20 protein-coding genes, 1 tRNA gene and 1 riboswitch are annotated in these 25503 nt (G+C 63.8%); of the genes, 7 read left to right on the top strand and 14 right to left on the bottom strand.

All coding sequences use genetic code 11. From position 1 onward, the window contains the following. Nucleotides 1-200: 200 nt before the first annotated feature. From O1A05_RS06045 to O1A05_RS06030, 4 genes are read right to left on the bottom strand one after another with little or no spacing between them, the layout of a single operon-like run. Nucleotides 201-2351, bottom strand: coding sequence for a hypothetical protein (locus O1A05_RS06045; RefSeq protein WP_270107150.1), 2151 nt, complete (start codon nt 2349-2351; stop codon nt 201-203). Nucleotides 2352-2390: 39 nt separating this feature from the next. After that, the gene (locus O1A05_RS06040) at nt 2391-5609 is read right to left on the bottom strand and encodes a type I restriction endonuclease subunit R (RefSeq protein WP_270107149.1); all 3219 of its coding nucleotides are present in this window, start codon (nt 5607-5609) and stop codon (nt 2391-2393) included. 5 nt (nt 5610-5614) lie between these two features. After that, nucleotides 5615-6850 carry a restriction endonuclease subunit S gene (locus O1A05_RS06035; protein ID WP_270107148.1) on the bottom strand — a complete coding sequence of 412 codons (1236 nt, stop codon included), beginning with the start codon at nt 6848-6850 and terminating at the stop codon, nt 5615-5617. Next, nucleotides 6847-8850, bottom strand: coding sequence for a type I restriction-modification system subunit M (locus O1A05_RS06030; RefSeq protein WP_270107147.1), 2004 nt, complete (start codon nt 8848-8850; stop codon nt 6847-6849). Before O1A05_RS06030 ends, O1A05_RS06035 begins: the two co-directional genes overlap by 4 nt. A gap of 931 nt (nt 8851-9781) precedes the next feature. On the opposite strand from O1A05_RS06030, the gene O1A05_RS06025 reads away from it, so the two are divergent. Together O1A05_RS06025 and O1A05_RS06020 are read left to right on the top strand one after the other, a co-directional pair. After that, complete coding sequence (locus O1A05_RS06025) at nt 9782-10042, top strand: hypothetical protein (protein WP_270107146.1); 261 nt, start codon at nt 9782-9784, stop codon at nt 10040-10042. Nucleotides 10043-10074: 32 nt separating this feature from the next. Continuing rightward, complete coding sequence (locus O1A05_RS06020) at nt 10075-10845, top strand: hypothetical protein (protein WP_270107145.1); 771 nt, start codon at nt 10075-10077, stop codon at nt 10843-10845. Between the two features lie 851 nt (nt 10846-11696). Here O1A05_RS06020 and O1A05_RS06015 read toward each other — a convergent pair. After that, nucleotides 11697-11769 (bottom strand) — tRNA-Ala (locus O1A05_RS06015). A gap of 142 nt (nt 11770-11911) precedes the next feature. Between O1A05_RS06015 and O1A05_RS06010 the strand changes: the two genes are divergently transcribed. After that, on the top strand, nt 11912-12997 hold the full coding sequence (locus O1A05_RS06010; protein WP_270107144.1) for an agmatine deiminase family protein: 1086 nt from the start codon (nt 11912-11914) through the stop codon (nt 12995-12997). Here the strand turns inward: O1A05_RS06010 and O1A05_RS06005 are convergent. From O1A05_RS06005 to O1A05_RS05965, 9 genes are all read right to left on the bottom strand, one after another. Next, complete coding sequence (locus O1A05_RS06005) at nt 12994-13206, bottom strand: MaoC/PaaZ C-terminal domain-containing protein (RefSeq protein ID WP_270107143.1); 213 nt, start codon at nt 13204-13206, stop codon at nt 12994-12996. The two genes, O1A05_RS06010 and O1A05_RS06005, sit on opposite strands and share 4 nt — an antisense overlap. 182 nt (nt 13207-13388) lie before the next feature. Beyond that, nucleotides 13389-13946, bottom strand: coding sequence for a Na+/H+ antiporter subunit E (locus O1A05_RS06000; protein WP_270107142.1), 558 nt, complete (start codon nt 13944-13946; stop codon nt 13389-13391). Next, entirely contained in the window at nt 13946-15730 is a 1785-nt protein-coding gene (locus tag O1A05_RS05995; protein ID WP_270107141.1) for a proton-conducting transporter transmembrane domain-containing protein, read from the bottom strand. The genes O1A05_RS06000 and O1A05_RS05995 overlap by 1 nt, the downstream gene beginning before the upstream one ends. After that, the gene (locus O1A05_RS05990) at nt 15727-17241 is read right to left on the bottom strand and encodes a proton-conducting transporter transmembrane domain-containing protein (protein WP_270107140.1); all 1515 of its coding nucleotides are present in this window, start codon (nt 17239-17241) and stop codon (nt 15727-15729) included. The genes O1A05_RS05995 and O1A05_RS05990 overlap by 4 nt, the downstream gene beginning before the upstream one ends. Beyond that, complete coding sequence (locus O1A05_RS05985; protein ID WP_270107139.1) at nt 17238-18707, bottom strand: complex I subunit 5 family protein; 1470 nt, start codon at nt 18705-18707, stop codon at nt 17238-17240. Before O1A05_RS05985 ends, O1A05_RS05990 begins: the two co-directional genes overlap by 4 nt. Then, nucleotides 18704-19042 (bottom strand): NADH-quinone oxidoreductase subunit K, encoded by a 339-nt coding sequence (locus O1A05_RS05980; RefSeq protein ID WP_270107138.1) that lies wholly within the window; start codon nt 19040-19042, stop codon nt 18704-18706. The genes O1A05_RS05985 and O1A05_RS05980 overlap by 4 nt, the downstream gene beginning before the upstream one ends. Then, on the bottom strand, nt 19039-20028 hold the full coding sequence (locus O1A05_RS05975) for a hydrogenase subunit MbhD domain-containing protein (RefSeq protein WP_270107137.1): 990 nt from the start codon (nt 20026-20028) through the stop codon (nt 19039-19041). Before O1A05_RS05975 ends, O1A05_RS05980 begins: the two co-directional genes overlap by 4 nt. Beyond that, nucleotides 20025-20303, bottom strand: a complete 279-nt coding sequence (locus tag O1A05_RS05970) for a cation:proton antiporter (RefSeq protein ID WP_270107136.1) — start codon at nt 20301-20303, stop codon at nt 20025-20027. Before O1A05_RS05970 ends, O1A05_RS05975 begins: the two co-directional genes overlap by 4 nt. Beyond that, nucleotides 20300-20572: a hypothetical protein gene (locus tag O1A05_RS05965; protein ID WP_270107135.1), complete on the bottom strand. Its 273-nt coding sequence runs from the start codon at nt 20570-20572 to the stop codon at nt 20300-20302. The genes O1A05_RS05970 and O1A05_RS05965 overlap by 4 nt, the downstream gene beginning before the upstream one ends. 120 nt (nt 20573-20692) lie before the next feature. Beyond that, a riboswitch (TPP riboswitch) is annotated at nt 20693-20803 on the top strand. 64 nt (nt 20804-20867) lie between these two features. Between O1A05_RS05965 and O1A05_RS05960 the strand changes: the two genes are divergently transcribed. The 4 genes from O1A05_RS05960 to O1A05_RS05945 all read left to right on the top strand — a co-directional run bounded on the left by O1A05_RS05960 (nt 20868) and on the right by O1A05_RS05945 (nt 25483). Continuing rightward, nucleotides 20868-21968 carry a thiamine ABC transporter substrate-binding protein gene (locus O1A05_RS05960; RefSeq protein ID WP_270107134.1) on the top strand — a complete coding sequence of 367 codons (1101 nt, stop codon included), beginning with the start codon at nt 20868-20870 and terminating at the stop codon, nt 21966-21968. Nucleotides 21969-22063: 95 nt separating this feature from the next. Continuing rightward, on the top strand, nt 22064-23683 hold the full coding sequence (locus O1A05_RS05955; RefSeq protein WP_270107133.1) for an ABC transporter permease: 1620 nt from the start codon (nt 22064-22066) through the stop codon (nt 23681-23683). Beyond that, nucleotides 23680-24351, top strand: a complete 672-nt coding sequence (locus O1A05_RS05950; RefSeq protein WP_270107132.1) for an ABC transporter ATP-binding protein — start codon at nt 23680-23682, stop codon at nt 24349-24351. The genes O1A05_RS05955 and O1A05_RS05950 overlap by 4 nt, the downstream gene beginning before the upstream one ends. Before the next feature lie 61 nt (nt 24352-24412). Continuing rightward, the gene (locus O1A05_RS05945; protein ID WP_270107131.1) at nt 24413-25483 is read left to right on the top strand and encodes a YeeE/YedE family protein; all 1071 of its coding nucleotides are present in this window, start codon (nt 24413-24415) and stop codon (nt 25481-25483) included. The last annotated feature ends 20 nt before the right edge of the window (nt 25484-25503 follow it).

Raw genomic sequence — 25503 nt, 5'->3', positions numbered from 1 at the left:
GATCCCCCGTACCTGACGACCGGCGCCGAGCCGGTGGTCAGGTCCGGTCGCGTTGACGTCTAAGACGCCTCGTCGTAGCTTAGCTTTCAGCCCAATCGATAGCGGTGCCGCCTACCAGCCGGAGTATCGGCGCTCGCTTATCACGGCCATGTGAAGCGGCGAGTAGCAGCGTCCCCTTCGCATCGCGAGGCGAACTAACGTCAGGCCTCCGCAGCAGCGATTGTTGCCAAGGTGCGTTGCACATCGGGATCAGGCATGTGATGCGTGTGGTCCAATGCCTTGATGTGCACACTATCCTTGCCTTTATGGTCTGGCCGGTAGATGGAGCGCTTACCGCATTCCTCACATTGTCGGTGAACGAGCCACGGCCGCAAGAGCACCCAAGTACCCAGCGGGTCAACGACATATAGACTTCCAGTTTCCAAGTCGGATTCGCTGTGTTCAATGGTCTCGGTGGAGTAGATCGGGTGGTCGCCTCGCAGTAGATGCACATCGGCGGAGCCTGACTTTTCGCGGGAGTCCCACCTATTTTGCTTGACGAGCACCAGTCGCAATTCAGCTAGGTCACCACAACCGGCCAGCATCGCAGCCAGGTCTTCCACACCGTCCTTGGCAACATCCTGCACCTGCGCCGGATCAAGTCGGCCGTGAGCGTCGTCATTCCTCATAGCACTGAGACGAACTTGCGCCTCAGCAACCTCACCCACCTGCGGTAGCACTCGGCGGACGACCCCCAAAGCGCTATCCGGCTCAACATCGATCTTGAGGGTAGCCGTTTCCTTAAGGATATTGACCCAGTCACCAATTGATACGCCGCCGTGCTGACCAAGTTTCTTATAGTATGCCTTCGACGAACCTAACGAAACACCGAGTTTGTCGCACGCCGCCAGTGCAATCGAACCTGCAGTGGCGACGAGCGTCTCGAATGCGTCCCTGACACTTCGATGGCAGTCGGACCAGGCTTGCTCCTGTAAGTACGTCCGGACCTGCCGCCAGGTGTACCCAATGGGATACGGGTAAAACTCCCGGACTTGGTAATCGAGCCCAGAGGCTGCGTTACCCGCCTCAGATGCCTGACGCAAGGCGCGGCCGCCATCAATTAGACGTTCTCTAACCTCGGCGAGCGGCACATCGTCATCGAAAACCGACTTCATCAAGACGTCAACCTCACCGATCCACCCCTGGAACGAGCCTCGGGCCGACGACAGTGCCGCGAAACTCTCAAGTATGCGGTCGTCTGGCACTGGAATCAGAAGTTTCGACGAGAATCGCAAACGACCAGCGAATGTGTTGTCAGCGTCACTGACCGATGCAGCCCGGTTCGAACGCAGGTAGGCAATGTAGAAGTCACGCTCGATGCGCGACATTGGTTCTCGCGGACGAAGAACAACAACGCCATGGCCTACAGCCACCCCGGCGTGCTCATCATCAACCTCAAGGACATGCCACGTCCCGTCAATCTGAGCAATCTCGGAAACTAAGAGATCTCCACTCTTGAGAAATACAACTGGTCGATCTTCGTTGAAGATCCTTTCCGGATCCGGGTCAAGGGAGCCCTGTGCGACGTCCCTGCCAGTCAGAACAGGACCACGGGAGACTTGTCCGCCAGGTCGCCCCGCGGGTCTGCTACCGGGGAAAGATCGCTGCAGCGAAAATAGCTGGCTAGTCGGCACGGACGCCCCCAAGCTTGCAAGGTCATCTCGGCGCGAACGAAGGTGGGGATCATATGTCGGCACTCGCCAATCCTCGTTGAATTTGTCACGCGCGACGAATCCCCATTCAGTCGTGCCCCCGCGCAGGTCGAGCAGCCTGCGAAAGTCCGCAATGATAGATTCTTCGGTAGGGGTCGTTGGCGCCTCGGATTTCCGAGGAGCAGCAGGAGTCGCGAAAAACCGGCAAACTGTCATAGAAGCCGAGTTTGATGGCTTTCGAGACAGCGACACCATGCAAAACTCGGCAGAGCGACTCATACCAGCGCTGTCCAAAACGCCCGTGATGACAACCTCCGGATTCCATGTGTTTGAGAGTCTCGACAATAATCCAGGGCGTATCGACCGCAATCGCAATTCAGACTGCGGCGCAACGACAATTAGCTGGTCACGCTCGGATGCCCAGGCCAACATGCGGTCGAGGCGAGCCTCCGTCTCAGGTGAACGGTGGCTGACGAACGGTGGCATGACGACGACAGGTTCACTGGGTTCGCATGAATCGAGTTCCGACTCGAATACGACTTGCCGTGCCATGGGGAAAAGCGTGGGGATCTTTTTCTCCACAAATTCCGCAGGTGCCACATAGGCGAAATCAGTGTGTCCAGCCTTGTCTACATACGCATCAACAAGCTTGAGAAACAACCCTCGCCTAATTCCTTCCCCGTTCACTTCACACCCCCCCTAGAAGTCACTGGCCGACGAACCCAGAGCGCTCAGATCCGTTTCGTCCGTCGTTCGCAACCTACGCGACCGGTAGAGGTACTGGCCGATGAGCCGGATGAACTCGTCAGCGCGGTCGCTCTCACCAGTGAGGGCACCGGTGAGCTTCCCGAACGCCCCTTCATTGAGCACGGCAGCGTCGGTGAGCGTCTCTCTAAGCTCGGGCGACGACATGAACTGGTCCAGCGCGTTGTGATCGATCTGATCCGCAATACGAGGATCTTCAGCCGCCATACCGGCGGCCGCGACCACGAACCCTTCAATCTGCGGATCGGAAAACTCTGATCCGAAGAGAGCATTGATGCGGGCCACGACATCTGAAAGCAACTGCAACTGAGAGTCTGCTCGAGAGACATGGGAACCGACAAACGAAATGCTGGGCAGAGAAGGAACGTCTCGATTCCCTGACAAACTGATGTCGATCGCACCTTGGGCTATGTGTCGAACGCGGCGGAGTTCAAGCCCAGATACGTCGGCGTCGCCATCGAGATTCTCACCCGGCAAAATACGCACGAGCTGGCGCAAGAACTCAGCCAGCTTCTCCAGGTCGCTCGTTCCATAGTCCACCACTTGGGACATGAAATCGTATAGCCGGACATAGGAACCGCAGTCCTTTTTGAAGGTCCTGAGCTCGTCGAGAGCCTGGGAGTCATTTCTCTCGGCCGCAGCAGTCCATCGGTTGCGGTACTCGTCTCGTACCGGCGTCACGGCCGCAACCAGCGCTGCATGCGACTGCTTTCGCGTCCACCATGCCTCTGCGTAGCGCTCGACGTCGTTAGGCGTGTAAATCCGAGCCTGAGCGAGCTTAGTGGCCAGCTGATGGACTAGGTTTGGGTCGGTCTCCTGCTTCACGTGCGCCTCGAGGTAATACGTCAAGAATGCCTCGTGGATGTCATCGGGGTCGTTGACGAAGTCAAGCACGAACGTGCGGTCCTTCAACTCGCCCGACGGAGCACGGTACGTGCGGTTCAGCCGCGACAGCGTCTGCACCGCGTGCACGTCCGGTAGCTTCTTATCGACGTACATCGCGCACAGCAGTGGCTGGTCGAATCCGGTCTGGAACTTGTCGGCGACGATCATGAGCCGGTACTCGGGACGCCGGAACTCCCGTGCGAGGTCGGACCCGATGCCGGGATTCATTGATGCCTCGGTCGCGTCCTCGATGCCATAGTCATCGTCGCTCAAGCTCCCGCTGAATGCGACGATCGACTGATACGCATACCCGCGTTGCTTGAGGTACTTGTCCGTTTCGATCTTGTACCGCAGCGCAGCCTGGCGGGAGTCGGTAACGACCATCGCCTTCGCGTGTCCCTCCAACAAGTGGGCGACATTGGCTCGGAAATGCTCGACGATAATCTCGACCTTCTGGCCGATGTTCGTCGGATGTAGATTCGCGAACCGCATGATCTTCCGCGTCGCCATCTTTGGATCGACCAGGAGGTCGTCAGTGTCGGGGCCGATGCCCGTCGTGATGCCGGCTTTACCCCGCTGCTCGATCTCGAACGCCGTTTTGTACGTCTGGTATCCGCGCAGCACATCGAGGATGAAACCCTCCTCGATCGCCTGCCGCATCGGGTACACATCAAACGAGACCGGCAGGCCGTCATCGCCTGGACGACCGAAGAGCTGCTTCGTCTTCGCCTTCGGCGTCGCCGTGAACGCCAGCAGCGACACATTCCGCGCCCCGGCCCGTGCTGCAGTTTCGGAAGCGATCTGATGCTCACGGGCGGTGTCAACCTCGACAAGCTGGTTGATCACGTCTTGGCCGTCGAACTCGTCATCATCGGCGACCTCACCGCCCTCGGTGAGCACCTTCTTCAGCTCCGCCGCCGTCTTGCCCGACTGGGAGGTGTGAGCCTCATCGACGATCACCGCGAAGTTCTTCGTCCCGAGCGTCGTCTCCAGCAGGTCCTTGACGAACGGGAACGTCTGCAGCGTGACGACGATGATCAGCGACGAGCCCGTCAGCGCATCCAGCAGCGCCCGGGACTTCGAGCCGCCGGAGCGGCGCACAGCCGCCGAGTCGATGACCGCGACGCTGCCGCCGGTGCCGTCGACTTGCTCGACCGCCTGCTGCAGCTGGGCATCGAGGACTCGGCGGTCGGAGACGATGATGACCTTGTCGAACACCTTCTCGTTCGACCGGTCGTGCAGGCGCGCGAGACGATGCGCGGTCCACGCGATCGTGTTCGTTTTCCCCGACCCGGCAGAGTGCTCGATGAGATACCTACGGCCCGGGCCCTCATCGCCGATCGTGTCGACGAGCTTCCTCACCGCACGCCACTGGTGGTAGCGCGGGAACATCAGCGCCGTCGACCGCGTGATCTTCCCCGTTGCCGGATCTTCTTCCACGTCAGTCTTGAGGAACATCTGCGAACCGAGGACCGACAGGAAGTTCTCCCGCTGCAGCGCCTCTTCCCAGAGGTACGACGTGGCCGGACCCGACGGGTTGGCCGGGTTGCCTGCGGCACCGGTGTCGTCGTGGCCGCGGTTGAACGGCAGGAAGTACGTCTTCTCCCCCGCGAGCTTCGTCGTCATGTGCACTTGGTCATCGTCGACGGCGAAGTGCACCAGAGCACGGGTACCGAACCCGAGTAGCGGCTGTCCGGCCGGATCGCGATCCTTCCGGTACTGCGTGACGGCAGTGCGCCATTGCTGCTTGAAGAACGACTTCAGCTCGCAGGTCGCCACGGGCAGGCCGTTGACGAACAAGACGAGGTCGATTGACCGTTTATCTCCTCGCTTCGGCGAGAAGTACACTTGTCGGGCGACGCGCAGCCGCACCTTCGCATACTGCTCGGTCACTGTCTTGTTCAGCGTCGTGGCCGGTTTGAACTGGCACATCCGAAAATGTGCCGTCGCCCCGCGCGTGTGCGAGAACTTCCGACGCAGCACGTTGAGCGTCCCGCCACCCGAACTCATCGGGGTGTCCAACCGGGTCACGAGCGTCGACAGCAATGCCTCGCGGTCGGCATCCTCGGCACCTGTGCCGACTCGCACGACCTTCGCGTACTCCTGCGGCTGGGTTTCGCTCAGCCACCAGAGCACGTCCTCGGGCCAGATCGCCCGCTCGGCGTCATAGCCGTCATCATTCGGGCTGTAGAGCCAACCATGTTCACCGAGATGCTCGGCGATCTCGACCTCGAGCGCTTCCTCGCGGGTGCCGTCAGATGCTGCCATCGACCTCATCCAGCCTTTCGTGCCGTACGTACATCGAACTGGCCAGTGACGGCCGCGGTGATCAGCGCCGAACGGCGCTCCTTCGCCAGGGCGATATGCTCCTCTGCCTTGGCGATGAGGGAGTCGATGCGGGAGGTCTGTTGTTCTAACAGAGTAGCGATCCGGGTTTGCTCTTCAGGCGAAGGCACCGGGACGGGAAGAGAGCGAATCGCCGAGACATTGATTCGGCGGAAGGTCGCCCCGATCATTGCGTTCTCGATCGAATGCCCCACTTCTGCGCCCGTCAGCGCGTAACGTAAGAACTTGGGGTCAATGTTTGACTTGCGGCGAAGTAATACGGTCTCTTGCCCAACCGCGAAATCGCGCGTTCCGGGCGCGACTTCTGCCACAAGGCCGACTGAGACGTTTCGAATGAACAGGAGGTCCCCGACACGAGGAGCCCGTCCCGAAGAACGGAGATGATTGTAAAATTCCTCGGTGGTGTAGTTGCAGTTAGTGAGGTCGACGGTTGCACCCTGACATTCACGGATACTCGCGACTGGATAACGCTTGTCATCTACAAAGTCAGCGGTGACATGGGCGCAATCAATGACGTCAACCACGCGCCGTAGAGGACTACGCTCAGGGGCGGCGTGCATTACTTCGTGCGTCACCAGTGAAGACCATCGCTCATGCAACAGGCGGATGAATTCTTCCTGCTTCGCTACGAGCGCGTCGATCTGGGCCGTCTCCTGGTCCAGGTAGTCCGCGATGGCGCGCTGTTCGTCGAGCGGAGTGAACGGAACCTGCACCCTGCCCAAGTTCTTGCGCGACACACGTTGCCGCGTTGCGCCAGCCTGCAGCAACTCTATTTGATTCCTCACGGGGCGCGAGTTGACCGCGTACATCAGAAATCGGTTGTCGATCGACTGTGGAGAGGGGCGAAGTATCGCAACATCAACAACAGTAGCTGCCCGACCGACCGTTTCGGGGACCAGGCATGCTCGCCCCAGCGGGTCTGGCATTCTCGCCACCAGAACATCTCCTGGAAGCAATCTGGTGATCCCGATTCGGCGAGCTTGTTCTTCGTTCATCCATCGATCGCTTCGGTCACGCCAAGCAGTCTCACCAACATCAGCCAACTGGGTAAGGCGGATGGTCCCGTTAGGGTCCTGATCTTTGGATTCGACCCAATCGCCGTCGATGAACAAACCGTCGCGCAGGAGGTCTCGAAGGGCGCGTGTGACGTGCACGTTGGTCACCCCTCCACCTCCCGCAGCAACCCCATGATCTCGCCGACGACGCGCTCGAGATCGGCATCGATCTCCTCGAGAGGTCTGGGCGGCTCGTACGTGTAGAAGTGGCGCGTGAAGGGGATCTCGTAGCCAGTCTTCGCCTTCTCCCAGTCGATCCACGCATCGGCGACGTGCGGTTTCACTTCGGCGTCGAAGTAGGCCTGGACCGTGTCCTGGAACGCGCCGTGCGTCTTGGGGTGATCTCCCCAGCCGAAGGGGACGTTCTCGGTGTCCCGCAGCGCGGGGTCGGGCTCGAGGTCGCCCTTGTTCTTGCCAGACTGCACGCGGCAGTAGTCGGCGGTCTCGTCGTGGACGCCGACGGTCTGCCACAGCTTCTTGCGCTGTGCCGGCGTGAGCCGCACACCAAGATCGCCAAGGTGGCGGCCAAGCTCCTTATCGAACTTCTCGCGGTTCAGGTACACCTCTTCGCCGAACGCCTCAAGCGCCTCGGTGAGGCCGTCGACCTTTGCCAGGGTCTTCTGCTCGCCGACCGCGCTGATCGCTTCAGCCGTGCACTGGAACCGCAGCTGCAGCGGACGTTCGACCGTGACCGTCCAGTACGCGAAGTCGCGCTTGTGGAAAGTCTTCACCGGGACCTCGACGTCGTCCTCGCTCAGAGTGCCGGTGAAGGCCCGCACGAGGGCGTCGCGGTGCGCGTCAGGGATCTCGTTCCTCTTCGATCCGATCGACTTGCGCAGCTTCGTGCCGAGCTTCGTCGCATCGATCAGCTGAACAGTATCCTTGCGGTCGGCGGGCTTCGCGTTCGACAGGATCCACAGGTAGGTCGCGATGCCGGTGTTGTAGAACATGTCGTTTGGCAGTGCCACGATCGCCTCGACGAGGTCGTTCTCGAGCATGTGGCCGCGGATCTCCGACGGGCCCGAGCCTGCACCGCCGTTGAAGAGCGGCGAACCGTTCAGGACGATCCCGGCCTTGCCACCGCGCCCCGTCTCGTCGACGTCGCGCATCTTCGAGGCGACGTGCAGGAGGAACAGCATCGCCGCGTCGCCGACGGAAGGAAGCCCAGGCGCGAAACGCCCTTGCCCACCGCGCGCATGCTCAGCCTTCACTTCCGACTCGACGGCCTTCCAATCCGTGCCGAACGGTGGGTTCGAGAGGACGTAGTCAAACTTGCGATCCTCGAACCGGTCCACGACAAGTGTGTCACCCTGGCGCACGTTGGACGGGTCCTGTCCAGTGATCAACAGGTCAGCCTTACAAATCGCGTATGTGCGCTTGTTAATCTCTTGCCCGAATAGCGCTGTCGACGCGTCGGAGTTGAAGCTTCGCAGGTGCTCGTCGGCGACGCTGAGCATGCCACCGGTACCGACGGTCGGGTCGTAGATTGACCGGACTGTTCCTCGTCCACGAAGTGCATCTGCGTCTTCTGCATAAAGTAGATCGACCAAAAGGCGGACCACGTCTCGCGGCGTGTAGAACTGGCCTGCTCCCTCGTTGGCGGACTCGGCGAAGCGGTAGATGAGGTTCTCGAACAGATCGCCCATGTCGGCGTTCGACACCGCATCCGGCGACAGATCGAGACCCTCGAAGTGCCTGGTCACCTGAGATAACCGGTCTCGGTTATCGAGCGTGCGGATGATGTTCTCGAAGTCGAAGGACTTGAACACGTCGAGGTTCGCCGAGAACCCACCGACGTAGTCGATCAGGTTCTCAGCGAGGTTGTCGGGGTCCTGGAGCGCTTTTGTCAGCGTGTAGTCGCTCGTTGTCCAGAAAGACAGGCCAGGATTGTCGGCCGTCCGCGTCTTCAGCTTCAAGTGCGTGCGCCGCTGCTGCTCCCCTTCGTACTGCGCCACGATCTCAGCCATGACTTCGCGATGCGGGTTCATCACGCATTCGAGGCGGCGAAGCACCGTGAAGGGTAGGATCACTGAGCCGTACTCAGACTCGGAGTACGGGCCGCGCAGAGTGTCAGCAACACTCCAAACGAAGCCGGAAAGTGCAGACACGACTGAGATTCCTCCTGGTTTCAGGGACGAACTGATGAATTGCCTCAATCCTAACGGCGAGGTGCATCGCATCAGTGGAACACCAGGTCATGGCAGTGCGAAGTTTCGCCCCTCAGACCGACCGATTCGCCGTCGACGATGATTGCAGAGCCCATGCACGGCGGGAAGGAAATTTGTGGAGCTAAGGGTGCGTGATCTCAACACATCGTTCACCGATGCCCTGAGAAGTCCTTCGCCCAATAGGACACACACCCACCTCTTATGGATCCTTGAAGAACGTTCATCTAATGTCCGGAGACATCATAGTCACCGACCAGACGACTGCGGTATGTAAACAGAAACAATGAGAATACCAATAGCTGCCACGCCCAGATTCAGGCAACTCCTGCTCCCTCTCGAGCGGCGCCGTGCAAGCACACGGGCGGATTCTCGCCTCCAGAACGCTAACTCGACCCCAGACCCGTGGACTGTGAGCCAGGTCGTCCACGCCAGAAAATGCGGAGCTGCATCAGCGCCTGCATCCGAGCCCATTCACGCGTCAGCTTCTAGACTGCACGATCTCGAAAAACGTCCTCCCTGCAAGACGACAGCCTAAAACACGATTGTCCTGGGACATCGTTTGCATAATGTCCCAGGACATTCCAGCCGAGAGCAACCTTGGTGTTACCCCCTCTCACAACCGAGAAGCCACGGAGCAGACGGGCCGCATCCGCGTTGCTCCGTCACGTTTGCACCAGCAACTACGGTGACTCGTAGATACTCCCGGTAATCTTGGAATCGGAATTTATCCGATTTCAGGCGTCTCCTATGACCATAGTCAGAGCAATAGCAACCAACGCAACAGTAGGATACTCGTTACATCTCCCTGAGGCAGTATGGCTATACACTGCAACTTAGGGTACTTTGGTACCACGAACAAGGAGAGCACCCCATGGCTATCACGCTTGCCCCGATCAAAGTGGACAGCGAAACCGACGCCCTGATTTCGCACGCCGCCCACTTCCTGCGCGCATCCAAGAAGGACATAGTCGACATCGCCGTACGCGAGTACGTCGATGCACATCGCGCCGAAATCCAGACCGCAGCACTCGAAGCGCTACGCACACTCGATGGCTCCAACAAGTCTGCCGTCAAGCTCCTTACTGGCGCCACCGACGCGGAGATCGAAGAGCTCGGCGGACTTAGCAGCTGACACAACACCGCCATTTATCATACCCTCAACCTATGAGTGGAGTACGGCCAACCAGGAGATGTCTGGAGAACTTAGGCTTATTGTTCCCCAGCCTCGATGTCGCGTTGGATAAAATCAAACACGATCTGATCGCGAAATCACAGCGCCTGCCGGAAGAACAAGATGCTGGCGGCGCTGAGCGCGTCATTTCGATTGATGACAGGATCTGGCTCAAAGTCAAGATCAAAGAGCATCGCGGTGCTGGAGGTCACATCTCCGATGGGCCAACAGGCAAACCCTCCGGCTGGTGGCTGGTAGCTGGAGGAGTGCGACGGGCTGACTCAACAAGCCAAGACTTCTATAGCACGCTCACGGAAGAATGCGAACGCAAAGCAAGAAGTACATCGGCCAAAGTCAATAGTTCTCACCTCCTTCCACAGGAAATAGACTACCGCCGTCTCGAATTAGAACAGGCAACCATCGGGGTGGAGTCGCTGAAGCGCGCAGTGCGTGAGGCAATCTGTCAATCGGCACATTCTGGTCGCCCTGTAGTCGCCGAGACGAAAGGCCAGCGCCTTATTGCGTATGTGAAGTCGAGGGACGGAGAGACATACCTAGCGGTGGTGACCGAGGGCTTCCTTGACCCTAATCAGATTGCTATCATTCTATCCGCAGTCCCCGGCATGGACCATAACGACTGGGGGATTGAACCCGATGAGGTCTTGGGGATTCGACCAGACGCCGGACAGCTCGTCTACTCGGCGATGTTGCCGCCCGAATCCCTGGCCGAGATCCTCGAGGAGTCACCTGGCGGATACCTATAACCCCGTGCCTGGGACCTGAGTCGACACATCAGCGACACCGCTCCGATGCCGGAACTTCAAACAGCCAAAGAAAGACTCAGTGAACCAGTAGCCACCACCAGGTTGCAGTTGCATCCAGAACTGCCAGAGTGCCCCTGGGACGCCCACGGCCACGTGCCACCCAGTCCGGATCCCTAACGGACCGCCCTGGATCCATCGGCGAATCCCCGTCCACCCGATGCAGTCGACCCAACGACACCGCGGGCTTCACGAACCGAAGCAGCCGCATCATGCTCCAGCGAAAATACCGACAACACTGTCAAAAACGAGAATTCCGCACAGCACCTGCGTTCCCCCGATACGTCCGCGTGAAAGCACCCGCAGACGTCATATCTGCATCGCCAGAAAATGCGCGGGGCCAGCTAGAAAGCCGCCAGAAAATACGAAAGTCCTGGGACATCCTTCGCACCCCAGCACCACCGAGACCGGCACCTAGAAGCCACGGAGATCCTTCACCCAATGTCCTGAGACATCGTTCGCCAGACAGGCAACAGCACAGCCCCCAGCTTTCAATACCGGACAGCACGCCACCGCGAGCACAATCGCACCCGACACGTACACACACGCACCCGACCGCCCTGGAACGCGGCAGACCAACGACACCGTGGGAATCACGAACCGAAGCAACCGCCTCATGCGTGAGCGAAAATATGGCGAACACTGTCAACGACGAGAAATCCGCGCAGCTTCTGCGTGCCCAGATACGTCCGTGTGAATACACCCCGCAGACGTCATATCTGCATCACCGGAAAATGCGCGGGACTAACTAGAAGGTCGCCGGAAAACACGTATGTCCTGGGACATTACATTTGTGGAGCTAAGGGGAATCGAACCCCTGACCTTTTCATTGCGAACGAAACGCTCTACCAACTGAGCTATAGCCCCGTAGACGACTCCAAGCGTCGTCGTGCGACCACTATACGCCCGTTATCGGGTCGTGTTCCGGTGCAGGTATCGAGTGTTGCGTCGACTAGGTAGAATAAGTGGGTAGTCTTTCAATCCAGCCGCCGGGAGGGTGAGTCGACCTATGAGTCCATCCGCTGGGTACTGGCATGTCCCAGCAGAGTCGGCTCCCCAGGAGCGCGTTTGGATTGCATTCCCTCCGGCACAGTCGGTCAATACGAGTACTTCTTGGCAGCTCTCTTCCGCGCGCCGGGCATGGGCCCGCATCATTCACACCATCAACGATGAGCTCCCCGTCTCCCTGGTGGTGGATCCCGCCGACCGGCAGATCCTGCACACCTACGTCGACACCGCTATTCCGTACCTCACGTTGCCGATCAACAACGCCCAGCTGGGTCGGACCGGACCCACCTTCGGGCTCGGATTGGCGTCGAAGAACGGCCACCGCCGCCCGGTGGGCATGATCGACTGGACCTTCAACGGGTTCGGCCGGCGCACCGGCGTGGAGTACAAGCTCGACGACGTCGCCAACGGCACCCTGGCCGAACTGATGGGTGCGGGGAACGCCCCCCTGCCGCGCTCCATGTCCATGATGGTGAACGAGGGCGGCGCCTGGATCAGCGACGGTGACGGCACCGCGATCGCCTCGGCCTCCATTCTCACCGACCCGCGCCGCAACCCCGGCTGGTCCGCCGCCACCGTGGAGCGCGAGCTGAAGCGCCTCACCGACATCAAGAACATCATCTGGCTGCCCCGCGGGCTCACCCGCGGCAGCGCCAAGGGCATCGGCGGCCACGTGGACCAGCTGGTCACCTTCATCGAGCCCGGCGCGGTGTTACTGCACTGGCAGTCCGACCCGAGCCACCCGGACCACCAGATTTCCGTGGAGGCCGAGCGGCTGCTCAACCAGGCCCGCGACGCCAAGGGGCGCCGCATCGAGGTGGTCCGCGTGCCCGCCCCGCAGACGCACTCCGATGCCATCGGCCCGGTGGCGTGGTCCTACGTGGACCTGCGCCCGCTGAACTCAATGCTGCTCGCCCCGCGGTTTATTGACCCGCACGACGACGAGGCCTTCGAGATCCTCAGCGCCGTGTTCCCGGATCGCCAGCTGAACCCGGTGATCAGCCAGGAGCTCTACGACCGCGGCGCCTCCATCCGGGCGATCACTCTGCCGCATCCGCGCGCCGGCGCCTCCCGCCGCGCCCGCTAAGCGTGCCTCAGCGCGGCGGTATGCCAGCCGCTGGCAGCGAGGCCGCCGAAGAAGGTGTCCTTCGCCGCGATCGGATCCAGATGGAAGGGCTGGGGGTCGAAGTCGCCCGCGAAGTCGATGATCTGATCGGCGTCGAGCGCATGGGCTCCGCTTTCGAAGCGATCCCCTACGGAGAGATCGTCGAGGTAGAGCAAGGTGGTCGTGGTCATCGCAGAATCCTTCGCCAGCGGGCGGCATCACGCCTTCGTTGGCACCCACCGCAGCTTCATTAGATGATGCTCACCATCTATTTGGCTCGATTCGAGATCCCCTGCTACTGAGGAGCACAACATGGCCGCCGAGTTGTTGGCCGCATTCGGCTAGAGTGATCGGTTTTCTCGTCGCGACGGTGTCACGTGAAGTCGAGTTCACTGTCCTCTGTGCCGGAAACTCGGAAGATGCGGTCCTCCAAGGACGTCCAGTTCCCTATCGCATCGAGTTCGGCGGCAAGCACATGCAGTTCCGCTTGATCCTGCCCGTCGTAGGTCCTGATGCCTTGCACCAAGGTCCCGGGCATCAGGTTGAAGATGCCAATGCAGAAAGCCCTCGCTGTTCCGGTGGCACGAACAGGAACCAGCACCGATGCGGGACTGATGCGGCCCCCGTGTTGGCGTGCCACCGCACGAAGCGCGACGTCAACCCCGCCGGAGACGATCTGACCGATCACCCACCCGGCCAGCCGCAGAGCAGCGAGCAACCTTCCGGGAACGCCCCTCCACCGACCCGTCTGCGGCGGGGACAGCATCAGGCTCGCCCCCACGACCAGCGGCACCGCGATCAGCGCGTACCCCAGGTAGGACGAGTCGCCCTCGATGAGCACCCACCATAAGACGAGCAGCACGAGCCCGCGAACCAGGGCGGCGCGCACCCACGAAAACATTCGATTCCTCTTCGATGTTGACGAGGTCATCAGGATGTTCCTTCCGTGAACAGCATGAGCACCGTGAGCACGATCAGCACCGCAATCAGTGCCGCACCGCTGTTGCTCCACTTCGCTGCCGCAGTCTCGGCCCGGGCAACCTGCGCCACAGTCCGAGTCCCGCCAATGCCCAGGTTAATAGCCACGTCCGAAACGCTGTCGCGGAGGGTTCCGATGCGTTCGGTGACGAACCGAGCGCCCATGGCGAGTCGGTGTGTGCCGGCTTCAATCGGTATCACCAGGTCGCCGGGTTTCATGATGGTTTCCACGTGCGCACTGAGTCGCGGCAACCATCGCGGCACCACGTACCAGGCGAGTACGCCGATACCGAGGCCGATCAGCATCGGCCAGGTGGCATCCCACAGAGTGACCGGTTCCAGGCCCGGCACCGAGTCCAGAGGCACCCAGCGATCGGTGAGAATCCAGGGCACACTGGCACTGAGCGCCACGAGCAGTAACCACGCGGGAAGGGCCGGATCATCCTTCGGGTGGCGCGGCTCGCGCTCCGTGGCGAGCAAGATCCACGCCAGTCGCACCAGCAGCACGGTAGACCCGGTGGCGACGAAGGGCAGTAGGTCTGCCACCTGAACACCCCAGATCTCAGTACTCTCGATGGCTTCCTTCGCCGCGTACTTACCCACGGCACCCGAACTCAGCGGCGCGCCGACCACTACGAGGCCTGCCACCGCCATACCCGCAATCACCAGGTGGCGACGCAGCCCGGTCGCGTGATGCTTCCACACGGGCACCCCGATGAACAGGGCGCCCTTGGCCAGTCCGTGGTGCACGGCGTAGATGACGGCGGCTGTAATGCAGGCCCCGGCCAGCTCGGGTGCGACCAATGCGGTGCCCACCAGCACGCTCAGGAAACCCATCTGGGAGATGGTTGAGTAGGCCAGGACCACCTTGGGGTCGCACTGCACCACGCCCAGAACGACGGCGGCGAAGGCGCCGAACAGCGCGAGGACGATGACGGCTGCGCCCACAGCGGGCATCGCAGCCTCCCCTAGGGGCAGCAGTCGCAGCATGCCGACCAGCCCGGCTTTGACCATAGCGCCGGAGAGCACGGCACTGGCCGGCGGGGGTGCCGCCGGATGAGCCAGCGGCAGCCACATGTGCAGCCCGACGAGTCCGGCCTTGATGCCGAAGCCCAGGATGAGCAGCACCACGATCACGGCCCGGTGCGGAGACTCTGCCACGGCCGCCGGGGCGTCAACAACGAGATAGCCACCCGCCTGGGCGGTGAAGACGACCCCGGCGAGGACCGCCATCTCGCTGATCACCGCGAGCACCAGATAGATCCGGGTCGCGCGAAACGCCGCCGCGGTCCGCTCGTGTACCACCAGGCCCACTGCCGCCAGGCTCATCAGCGAGAAACTGGCGTAGAGCATCACCACATCCTGGGCCAGATACACCCCGGCGTTGCCCACGAAGCAGACGAGCAAGTAAGCCACCAGCTCCGGGGCGCGATGGTCGTAGCGCCAGGTGACCGCCCAGATCGCGGCGGCGTAGAGCAGCACCGCCACCATAGTGAGCGCCCGCGAGACCACATCGAACCCCACGGTGATGCCCATCATCAGCCAGTTGGCGTGCAGCGGTTCCGCGGGCGCGAGGAGGGTCAGCAGCGCGGCCGGCAATAGGCTGAGTGGCGCCAGGCTCAGGTGCCGCTGGGCAATCACCCGGATGCGCGGAGTGCGCGCCCGGTGCGAGCCAGCGAGCACCGCGGCGACGAGCAGCGGGGCGAGCACGGAGACGATCCACAAAGTCAGCATCATTGATACACCCTGTCTGCCAGATACTCGGCGACCTCCAGGGGCGAGTACGGGACGCCGGCGAACAGACCCACCAAGAGCACGAATCCAGCGGTGGCCAGTGCGGGGGTGAGCAGCCAAGGTGGGGCTTCCAGTACCGGATGTCGGCGTTCCTGAACGGGACCGTCTGGGACCGGGGTCGGCTCACGGAACCATATTCGCACCACCGGCGGCAAGAAGTAGGCGGCGTTGAGCAGCGCGCTGGTGATCAGCACCGCGACCACCCAGGAGGATTCCGCCTCGACCGCGCCCACCCCGAGATGCCATTTGGTGATGAATCCGGCCGTCGGGGGCACCCCGATCATGCTCAGCGCGCCCACGGTGAACGCCGCCGCGGTGAGCGGCATCCGCCGCCCCAGGCCGTCGAGCTGGCTGACCTTCTTGATCCCCCAGACCTCCGCGATCAGGCCGGCGCAGAAGAACAAGGTGATCTTCGACAGGCCCTGGTGGATCAAGTGCACTAGTCCGCCTGTGGTGGCGGTCACGCTCAGCAAGGTCAGCCCCAGGGCGATGTAACTCACCTGGCTCACGGTCGAATAGGCCAGTCGCTTCTTCAGATCATCCTGAAGCAGCGCGCGTACGGAACCGTACAGGACAGTCACTGCGGCGACGATCAGCAACGGGGTCAGCACGCCCAGCTCCGAGGCGACTTCCACCCCGTAGAGATCATCGATCACCCGGATGAGTCCGAATGCGCCGGCTTTGACCACGGCCACGGCGTGTAACAGGGCGCTGACCGGGGCCGGGGCCACCATGGCGCGCGGGAGCCAGCCGTGCAGGGGAAACAGGGCGGCCTTCACACCGAGCCCGGCGACCAGCAGACCGAAGATGGCGGCTGCGGTGCCAGGTCGCTCGGCAGCCAGTTCGGCGACGGCCTGGGCCCCGCCCACGCTGAACTCGACCGGACCGATGAGCACGGTCAGCCACACCACCCCGACGAGCATCACCAGTCCCCCGCTGAGTGCGTAGAACAGGTACCCTCGGGCTGCTTTCAGCGCCGCGCGAGTGCCGTAGTGGGCCACGAGCGGATAGGTCACGAGGGTGAGCATCTCGTAGAAGAGCAGAAACGTGAGCAGATTCCCGGCAAAGCCGATCCCCACCGTGGCGGTCACGCAGAGGGCGAAGAACCCGAAGAACCGGCGCCGGTTGGGCTGGCCGTGCAGGTAGGAGACCGCGTAGATGGTGGTGACCAGCCAGAGCAGGGCCGAGAGCAGCGTGAACAATAGCGAGAGCGAGTCGACGCGCAACACCAGATCGATCCCGGGCACGAACTCGAAACGGAGCTCCGGGGCGATGTCGGCGTCCAAGATGAACGGCACCAGGGCCGCCATCAGCACCAGCTTCACGGCGGCGGCGCTCACGTTGAGGGTAATCCGGGCCCGGGAGGCGTGCTCCGGCATCATGAAAATGATCAGGGCGGGCACCGCGGAGACGATCAATAGCACCAGCGGGACGAGCGTCAACAGCGTGGTCATCCGGCACCCACCCCCGCCACGGCGAGCTGAGCCATCGGCGCGCCGAGGAAGCCGGTGGCGATCGCGGCTGCCCCGAGCGAGAACGGCACCCAGCGCTGCAGGGCCGGCCGGGAACTGGGTTCCACGCGCAGCGATTCGTCATAGATGTCGGCGGAGCGCAGCAGTGCGGCGATCGGGCGCAGCAGGTACCCAGCCGCCAGCAGAGTGCCGAGCAGCAGCACCGCCACGATCCACCAGACGTCCTGGTCCATGGCGGTGGTCAGGTATCCCCACTTCGCGGTGAAGCCCAAGGAAACGGGCAGCCCGATGAGGCTCACCGCAGCCATGATCATCCCCGCGACCAGCACACCCTGGGTACGTGCAGCTCCGACGAACCCGTCCACGTGGTCGGTGCCGGTGCCGAGCATCAGGGCGCCGGCCACCAAAAACAGCGCGGCTTTGGCTAAGCCGTGGGCCAGGGCCATGGTGATCACGGCGGCGAGCATGGCCCTGACCTGCTCGTCGGGCTCCGCGGACTGCAGCAGCGGGAAGGCGAGGAAGAGGTAGCCCATCTGCGAGATGGTCGAGTAGGCGGCAATGCGCTTGAGATGCTTCTCGGTCAGCGCCATCAGGCTGCCCCACACCACCGAGATTGCCCCCAGAATCCCGAGCGCCAGCCCGATGACGGGATCGGCGGGGACAACCTCCAGCCACAGTCGCAACAGCAGGTAGAAAGCACCCTTGACCACCAGCGCCGACATCAACGGGCTGACCGCGGCCGGAGCACCGGCGTGGGCCGGAGGGAGCCAGGCGTGCATCGGCACCACCGCGGCTTTGAGCCCCATTCCGACCACCGCCAACACCAGGGCCAGCCGGGCGGTCGGCGCATCGAGACGCTGCCCGGCCAGGGTCATGTCCAGAGTGCCGGTCTGGGCGTAGATCACCGCGATCGCCACCAGCAGCAGCATGGAACCGATCACCGCGACCACCAGATAGCGCAGCGCAGCACGCAGCGCGCCCCCGCTGCCGAGGGCCACCAGCCCGACGGCGGCGAGGCTAAGCACCTCTAGGGCGACGTAGGCGTTGAACAGATCCTGGGCGAGGAACACCGCGTTCAGCCCGGACCAGCACAGCAGCGACAGCGGCCAGAATCCGTTGCGGTCCCCGGTGGTCCGCTCGTCGGTGCTGGCCACCAGCAGCGTAGCCAGGCCGACGACGCCGGCGAGCGCGATGAACGCCACTGCCATGCCGTCGGCGCGCAGGACGATGCCCAACGGCGGCGCCCAGCCAGCCATCTGATGCTCCAGCGGACCCGACGAGGCCACGGTGACCGCGAGCGCGAGCGAGATCAGGGCGCTCAGCGCGGCAGTGATGACGCCAGGCAGCACCTGGCGGTGACGTGACAGGCATAGGCACACCACAGCGCCGAGCACCGGCAGCAGCACCACCGCCGGCAACAGTGCGGAAGCACCTGGGATATCAGTCATCGGCTCTCCTGCTCTCCGGTATCCGCAGCGCCCTCAGTGTCCTCAGTCTCCTCGGCATCGTCGAGGTCGGTCAGTTCCTCCTCGTGCACTGCTCGCAGCAGCACGAGACCCACTCCAGTGAACGCCACGGTGATCACGATCCCGGTCAGGGCCAGCGCCTGGGGTACCGGGTCCGGGGCCTCGCTGCGCACGGCGAGCCCGACCAGGATCATCAGAGTGCCTCCGCCGGTGATGTTCAGTGCGATCAGCCGAGACAGCGGCTCCTCCACGGTGAGCAGACGGATCAAGGCGATCCCCGTCAGCAGAGCTCCCAGCCACAACGTCAGCTCACTCATGATCGGCTTCCTCGGGCCGAGGCCAGGAATACCACGGCGAGGCTAGCGCCGATGCTCACAGCCAGCAGCGTCTCGAGCACCACGGTGACCACACCGGCCCCCTCACCGCGCAGCATCAGCCACGACTCGCCGAGCACCAGCCCGCCCACGCCCACGGCCACGAAGCCGAGCACTCCGACCACCAGCAGCGCCGTCAGTCCGGTTCCGGGGGCGATGGCGCGGAAACGCGAAGCGTGCAGCAGGATCAGCACGGCTGCACCAGCGGCGCCGGCTTGGAACGCGCCGCCGGGCTGGGAGGAGCCGGCGAACAGCACCCAGGCCGCCAGCAACAGCGCCACCGGGGCGACCAGGCGCACGAAGAGCCGCAGCAGTGGTGCGTCGTCGTCAGGTTCAAGGACTCCAGCATCACCACTGTCCGAGGTGACGGGCTGAGGGTTCGAGGCGGTCCCGGACGAGCGGACGAAGGCCAGTGCCACCACCACGGCGACCAACAGCACCACCATCTCCATCAGGGTGTCGAAGGAGCGGAGATTCAGCAGCACCCCGGTGATGCCGTGCTCCACCCCGGTGGCCGGCAGCGCTCGCTCCACCTCGGCACCGAGCCCCGGCTCCGCGGCAGGCGATGTTGTCTCAGACACCGGCACAATGCGCGCCAGCGCAACCCCGAGCCCGGTTCCCAGGCCTGTCCCGAGTGTCAGGCCGAGCAGACCCCGCCCGCTTACCCAGCGTCGCCCAGGGGTCTCGGGCAGCAGGGTGGCCACCCAGCCGAAGAGTGCCCCCGTCACTCCTGTGCCGATTACCGCCTCCGCCAGGGCCACATCGGGGACCCCGATCATCGCCCAGTAGCCGCTCAGCAGCACGCCGAAGACCAGAAACAGCACCACGGCGGTCATCCGTCGCGGAGCGTAGAGGGCGAGCACGGCCGCGACGAGCACGACGGCGGCCAGCACCACGTGCACGGCGTTCACGTCACTGGGCGGAATCACGCGTCGTCGTCCCGTGAGAGCAGAGTGGCTGCCGTGGCGGCGGTTGCCAACGCGAGCAGCCAGACAAGCAAGACCTTCAGCACCGCCGCCACCGTATCCATTTGGACCATCACGGCCAGGGCCGCGAACCCCAACCCCAGGGAGTCGGCCTTGGTGAGCGCGTGCAGGCGGGATCTCAGGTCGGGGAAGCGGAGCAGACCCACGGTTCCTGCAGTGAAAAACACGGCCGCGCCCAGAGCAGCCAGCACGGTCACCGCATCGGCAAGCACACTCATGAAGCGGACCGTCTCTGCGTTTCGGCGGCCAGGCGCACCACAACGATCACGGCGGCTAGGGCTACCAGGCCCAGAGCGATGTCGCGCAGCGCCGGCTGGTCTGTCAGCACCGATCCGATCAGCATGATCCCTGCCCCGGTCGTGCCGGCGAAGAGCACACCTGTGAGGCGATCGCGCCCGGTGGGTCCGCGGACCACACGCACCAGACTGATCAGCACGTTGACCGTGAGCAGAATGAGGAGCCCGGTGAGGGTCATCTCGACAATCATGGCTCTCCTGTGAAGACGCATGTGGCCACGGCACCTGGTGGTTTTCGCAGTTCCATCGATTTTCCAGCCTACGTGAGATCGCCGATGCCTGACCACGCGTCGAGGGCGCTATGCTGGATGGACATTCGACAGGGGAGCACCCACGCTGGTGCTGAGAGTGCGCGACGCAAGCGCAGACCCTCGAACCTGCTTCCGGTTAGCACCGGCGAAGGAAGTCGAGAATTCTCTCCCCGCACGGATTCTGCCGCACGCGGTGGGCTCCGTGCGGCCCCTCCACTTCACCGACGGAGGATCCATGCTCAACCCAACCCGTTCGCGCCGCACGCGCACCACCCTCACCCTCTCCGGCCTTGCCGTCGTCAGTACTCTGGCGCTGGCCGGATGCTCGCTGACCGGAGGATCTGGTGACTCCAACGGCTCCGATGAGGCTGGGGGATCCGGCGGCACCGTGACCATCATGACCCACGACTCGTTCGCGATCTCCGAAGAGCAGATCGCCGAGTTCGAAGAGCAGACCGGCTACGAGCTAGTCACTACCGCGCCCGGGGACTCCGGCGCCCTGGTGAACCAGCTGATCCTGCAGAAGGACTCCCCCACCGTGGACGGGGTGTACGGCATCGAGGACTACTCCACCGCCCCGTTAGTGGACGAGGGGGTCATGGCTGAATACTCCTCCGAGGCGCTGCCCGATTCCGCACAGGAGCTGCTGGCCGACGGCGACGCGGCTGGCTACTTCACCCCGATCGATCAGGGCCAGGTGTGCATCAACGTGGACGACGCCTGGTTCGAGGACGATGCCCGCAACACCAACGAGCTGGCCGCCCCCACCTCGCTGGAGCAGTTGCGTGATCCGGAGTACGCCGAGTTGCTCACCGTGATCGACCCGAACACCTCCTCCCCCGGGCTCGCATTCCTTGCGGCCACCGCCACCGCCTACCCCGACGGCGAATGGGAGAACTACTGGAGTGACCTGCTCGACGGCGGTGCGACCGTGGCCTCCGGCTGGTCGGACGCCTACTACGTGGAGTTCTCCGGATCCAGCGGCGAGGGCCCCTCCCCGCTGGTGCTGAGCTACTCGTCGTCGCCCGCTTATGAGCCCACCACCAGCATCATCGAGGACTCCTGCTCCCCGCAGGTCGAATACGCCGGGGTCGTCGAGGGCGCGCAGAATCCGGAAGGCGCCCAGGCGTTCATCGACTTCCTGCTCGCCGAGGACTTCCAGGCCTCGCTGCCGGAGGCGATGTACATGTACCCGGTGGACGACAGTATTGAACTTCCCACCGAGTGGACCGAGAACGCCCAGCTCGCCGAGGACCCGATCCGGCCGGACACCGCCGAGGTGGCCGAGCAGCGCGCTGACTGGCTGTCCACCTGGACCGAGCTCTACGAGTCCTGACCCTGCACCGCATCGGCCGGCCCCTCGCATGGACGCTGGCGGGAACACTCCCGCTGGCGTTCCTTGCCGTGTTCTTCGTATGGCCCGTCGGAGCCATGCTGACCCGCGGGTTCCTCGGCGAGCACGGGGTCGACCTCACCGGGTTCGCCGAAGTGCTGGGCAGTGCGCGCAGCTGGCGGATCATCGGGCACACCCTGTTCATGGCGGTTGCTGGCACGGCGGGGGCGGTGCTGCTGGGCATCCCCGGCGCCTACATCCTCTACCGGTGCCGGTTCCCCGGTCAGTCGGTGCTGCGCGGAATCTCCACCATCCCGTTCGTACTGCCCACCGTGGTGGTGGGGGTGGCCTTCCGTGCCCTGTTCGGCCCCGGCGGGCCGCTGCAGTTCCTGGGTCTGGACCAGACGACAGCGGCGGTCGTTCTCGCGATGGTGTTCTTCAACTTCTCGGTGGTGGTGCGCCAGGTGGGCGCGCTGTGGCAGGTGCTGGATCCGCGCACCGTGGATGCCGCGCGCACCCTGGGCGCCTCCCCGCTGCGCGCGTTCACCACCGTCACCCTGCCCGCGCTCGGACCCGCCATCGCCTCCTCCGCGGGGTTGGTGTTCCTGTTCTGTTCCACCGCCTACGGCATCGTCCGCTCGCTGGGCGCGCCGGGTGTGGGCACCGTGGAAACCGAGATCCACCGGCAGACCCACGTGTTCCTGGATCTGCGCACCGCCGCGGTGTTCTCGGTGCTGCAGTTCGTGTTCGTGCTCGCCTCGGTGGGGCTCACCCAAGTAGTACTGAAGCGCACCACCACCGGGCTGCGGCTGCAACAGTCCCACACCCACCGGCCCACCCGCGCCGACGTCGTGCCCCTGGGCCTCACCCTGGCCACCGTGGTGCTGCTGGTCGCCGGGCCCCTGGTGTCCCTGGTGGTGCGCTCGTTCCGTACTGCTGGCGAGTGGAGCGTGACTAATTACCTGCTGCTGGCCACCAGCTCCGGGACCGGGTACGCCGGCGGTGCCACGGTGCTCGAGGCACTGGAGCATTCCGTGCGGATCGCCGTCGACGCCACGTTGATCACCCTGGTGATGGCGGTGCCGCTGGCGTTTCTGCTCACCCGCCCGGTGCGCACCGTGTGGGGGCGGCGGCTGCAGCGCGGCATGGATGCGCTGATCATGCTGCCGATCGGGGTGTCCGCGGTGACCATCGGCTTCGGCTTCGTGGTCTCCGTGCAGCTGGCCGCCCCGCAGCTGGCCTACTCCGGCGCCCTGGTGCCGCTGGCCCAGTCGGTGGTGGCGCTGCCGATGGTGGTGCGCACCCTGGTGCCCGTGTTAGGTGCGATCAGTCCCCGGCTGCGCGAGGCCGCGGCCACCCTGGGCGCCTCCCCGCTGCGGGTGCTCGCTACCGTAGACGGGCCGTTCCTGCTGCGCGGTCTCGGCCTGGCCACCGGTTTCGCCTTCGCCATCTCGCTGGGCGAGTTCGGCGCCACCAGCTTCCTGGCCTCCCCCGAGCGCCAAACCCTGCCGGTGCTGATCGTCCAATTGCTCGGCCGCCCCGGCGCGGACAACTACGGGATGGCGATGGCCGGCTCCGTGCTGCTGGCGGTGATCACCGCCGCCGTGCTGCTGATCTGCGAGCGCTTGCGCCCACGCGCCCTGCGCGACCGCGCCCCCGAACAGACGCTGGGCTCCAGCCTCGCCACGCCCTCAACCCAGAAAGTCGGTGCCCTGTGAGTGCCCCCGCCGTGGAATGTCAGCAGGTGTCCATCACCTACCCCGATGGCTTCACCGCGGTACAGGACATTGACCTGGCCGTGGCCCCCGGGGAGATCGTCGCCCTGCTCGGGCCCTCCGGCTCCGGCAAGTCCACCCTGTTGCGCGGGCTGGCCGGCCTGGAGCGTATCACCTCCGGGCGGGTGTTGATGGACGACGTCGTCGTGGACGGCCCGGGCGTAATCCCGCGTCCCGTGCATCAGCGAGGCTGCGGCATGGTGTTCCAGGATGGCCAGTTGTTCCCGCACCGCACCGTGGGCCGAAATATCTCGTACGGGCTGGAAGCGTCCGGGATGCCGAAGCCGCAGCGCCGGGAGCGCGTGGCCGAGATGCTGGAGCTGGTCAGCTTGGAGGGGTTCGAGAATCGCCCGGTCACCACCCTGTCGGGCGGGCAGGGCCAGCGGGTTGCCCTGGCACGGTCCTTGGCGCCGCGGCCGAAGCTGCTGCTGCTCGACGAGCCGCTCTCCGCCTTGGATCGCGACCTGCGCGAACGCCTGGCCGTGGACATCCGTCAGATCCTGACGTCGACCTCCATCGCCGCGGTCTTCGTCACCCACGACCACGACGAGGCTGCCACCGTCGCCGACCGCATCGTCACCATCGACGCCGGTCGGATCATCACGGCCTAGAGATGACACTTTTTGACGCTCCGGTTGTCACTCCCGTAGGGCACTCCACCACCATGGAGGGATGATTCTCACCGGCCTTGTCCTGGGCACCGTGCTCGGCTTCGTCTTCCAACGGGGTCGCTTCTGCGTTACGGGCGCCTTCCGCGATCTCTTCACCCTCAAGTCCACCCGATGGTTCACCGCGTTCATGATCGTGGTGGCCGTGCAATCCATCGGAGTCTTCGTGCTCGATGCGTTCGGGGTCATCTCCCTGGAGGCCAGCACCTTCCCGTGGCTGGGCACCATCATCGGCGGATTCATCTTCGGATTCGCCATCGTGCTCGCAGGCGGATGCGCCACCGGTACCTATTACCGTGCCGGTGAGGGCCTGGTGGGATCCTGGCTGGCGCTGATCTTCTACATGATCGGCGCCACCGTGTTCCGCGTCGGACCGCTGTCCGGCACCACCGACGGCATCCGATCGATCGAGACGCAGAACGGCTCGTTCCAGGAGGCGCTGGGCGTGAGCCCCTGGATCTTCGTCGCCATCCTTGTCGCGGTGGTCGCGGTGGCCGCCGCACGCCAGCTACAGCGGGAGGGTCAGCGTCCTCGGGTCACCCTGCCCGCGTCGAAGACGGGGCTGGCCCACCTGCTCACCGAGAAGCGCTGGCACCCCTTCGCCACCGCGCTCGTCATCGGCGCCCTGGCCACCCTCGCCTGGCCGCTGTCCTGGGCCACCGGTCGCGAGTCCGGCCTGGGCATCACCGGACCCACCGTGAACAGCATGCAGTACCTGGCCACCGGCGACGCTGAGCTCGTCGACTGGGGCGTGATGCTGGTGCTCGGCCTGCTCGTCGGCTCCTTCATCGCTGCCAAAGCGTCCAATGAATTCAAGATCCGCGTCCCTGACGCCCAGACCACGGTGCGCTCGATCATCGGCGGCATCCTCATGGGGTGGGGCGCAGCCTGGGCCGGTGGCTGCACCATCGGCAACGCCATGGTCAACACCGCGACCTTCAGCTTCCAGGGCTGGACCGCTCTGCTCTTCATGGTGCTGGGCACCGGCGCCGCAGCGAAGATCTTCATCATGCGCCACCAGGGTTCCGGTAGCCGTCCCGCGCCGGCTCCCACCCCCGTGGGCGCGAATCGCTGACCCACCAACACCACCGAACC

The organism is Citricoccus sp. NR2 (genome assembly GCF_027594385.1).
GTDB lineage: Bacteria > Actinomycetota > Actinomycetes > Actinomycetales > Micrococcaceae > CmP2.
The sequence above is the reverse complement of the archived record's forward strand: the minus strand, read 5'-3'. Positions and strand labels throughout refer to the sequence as shown.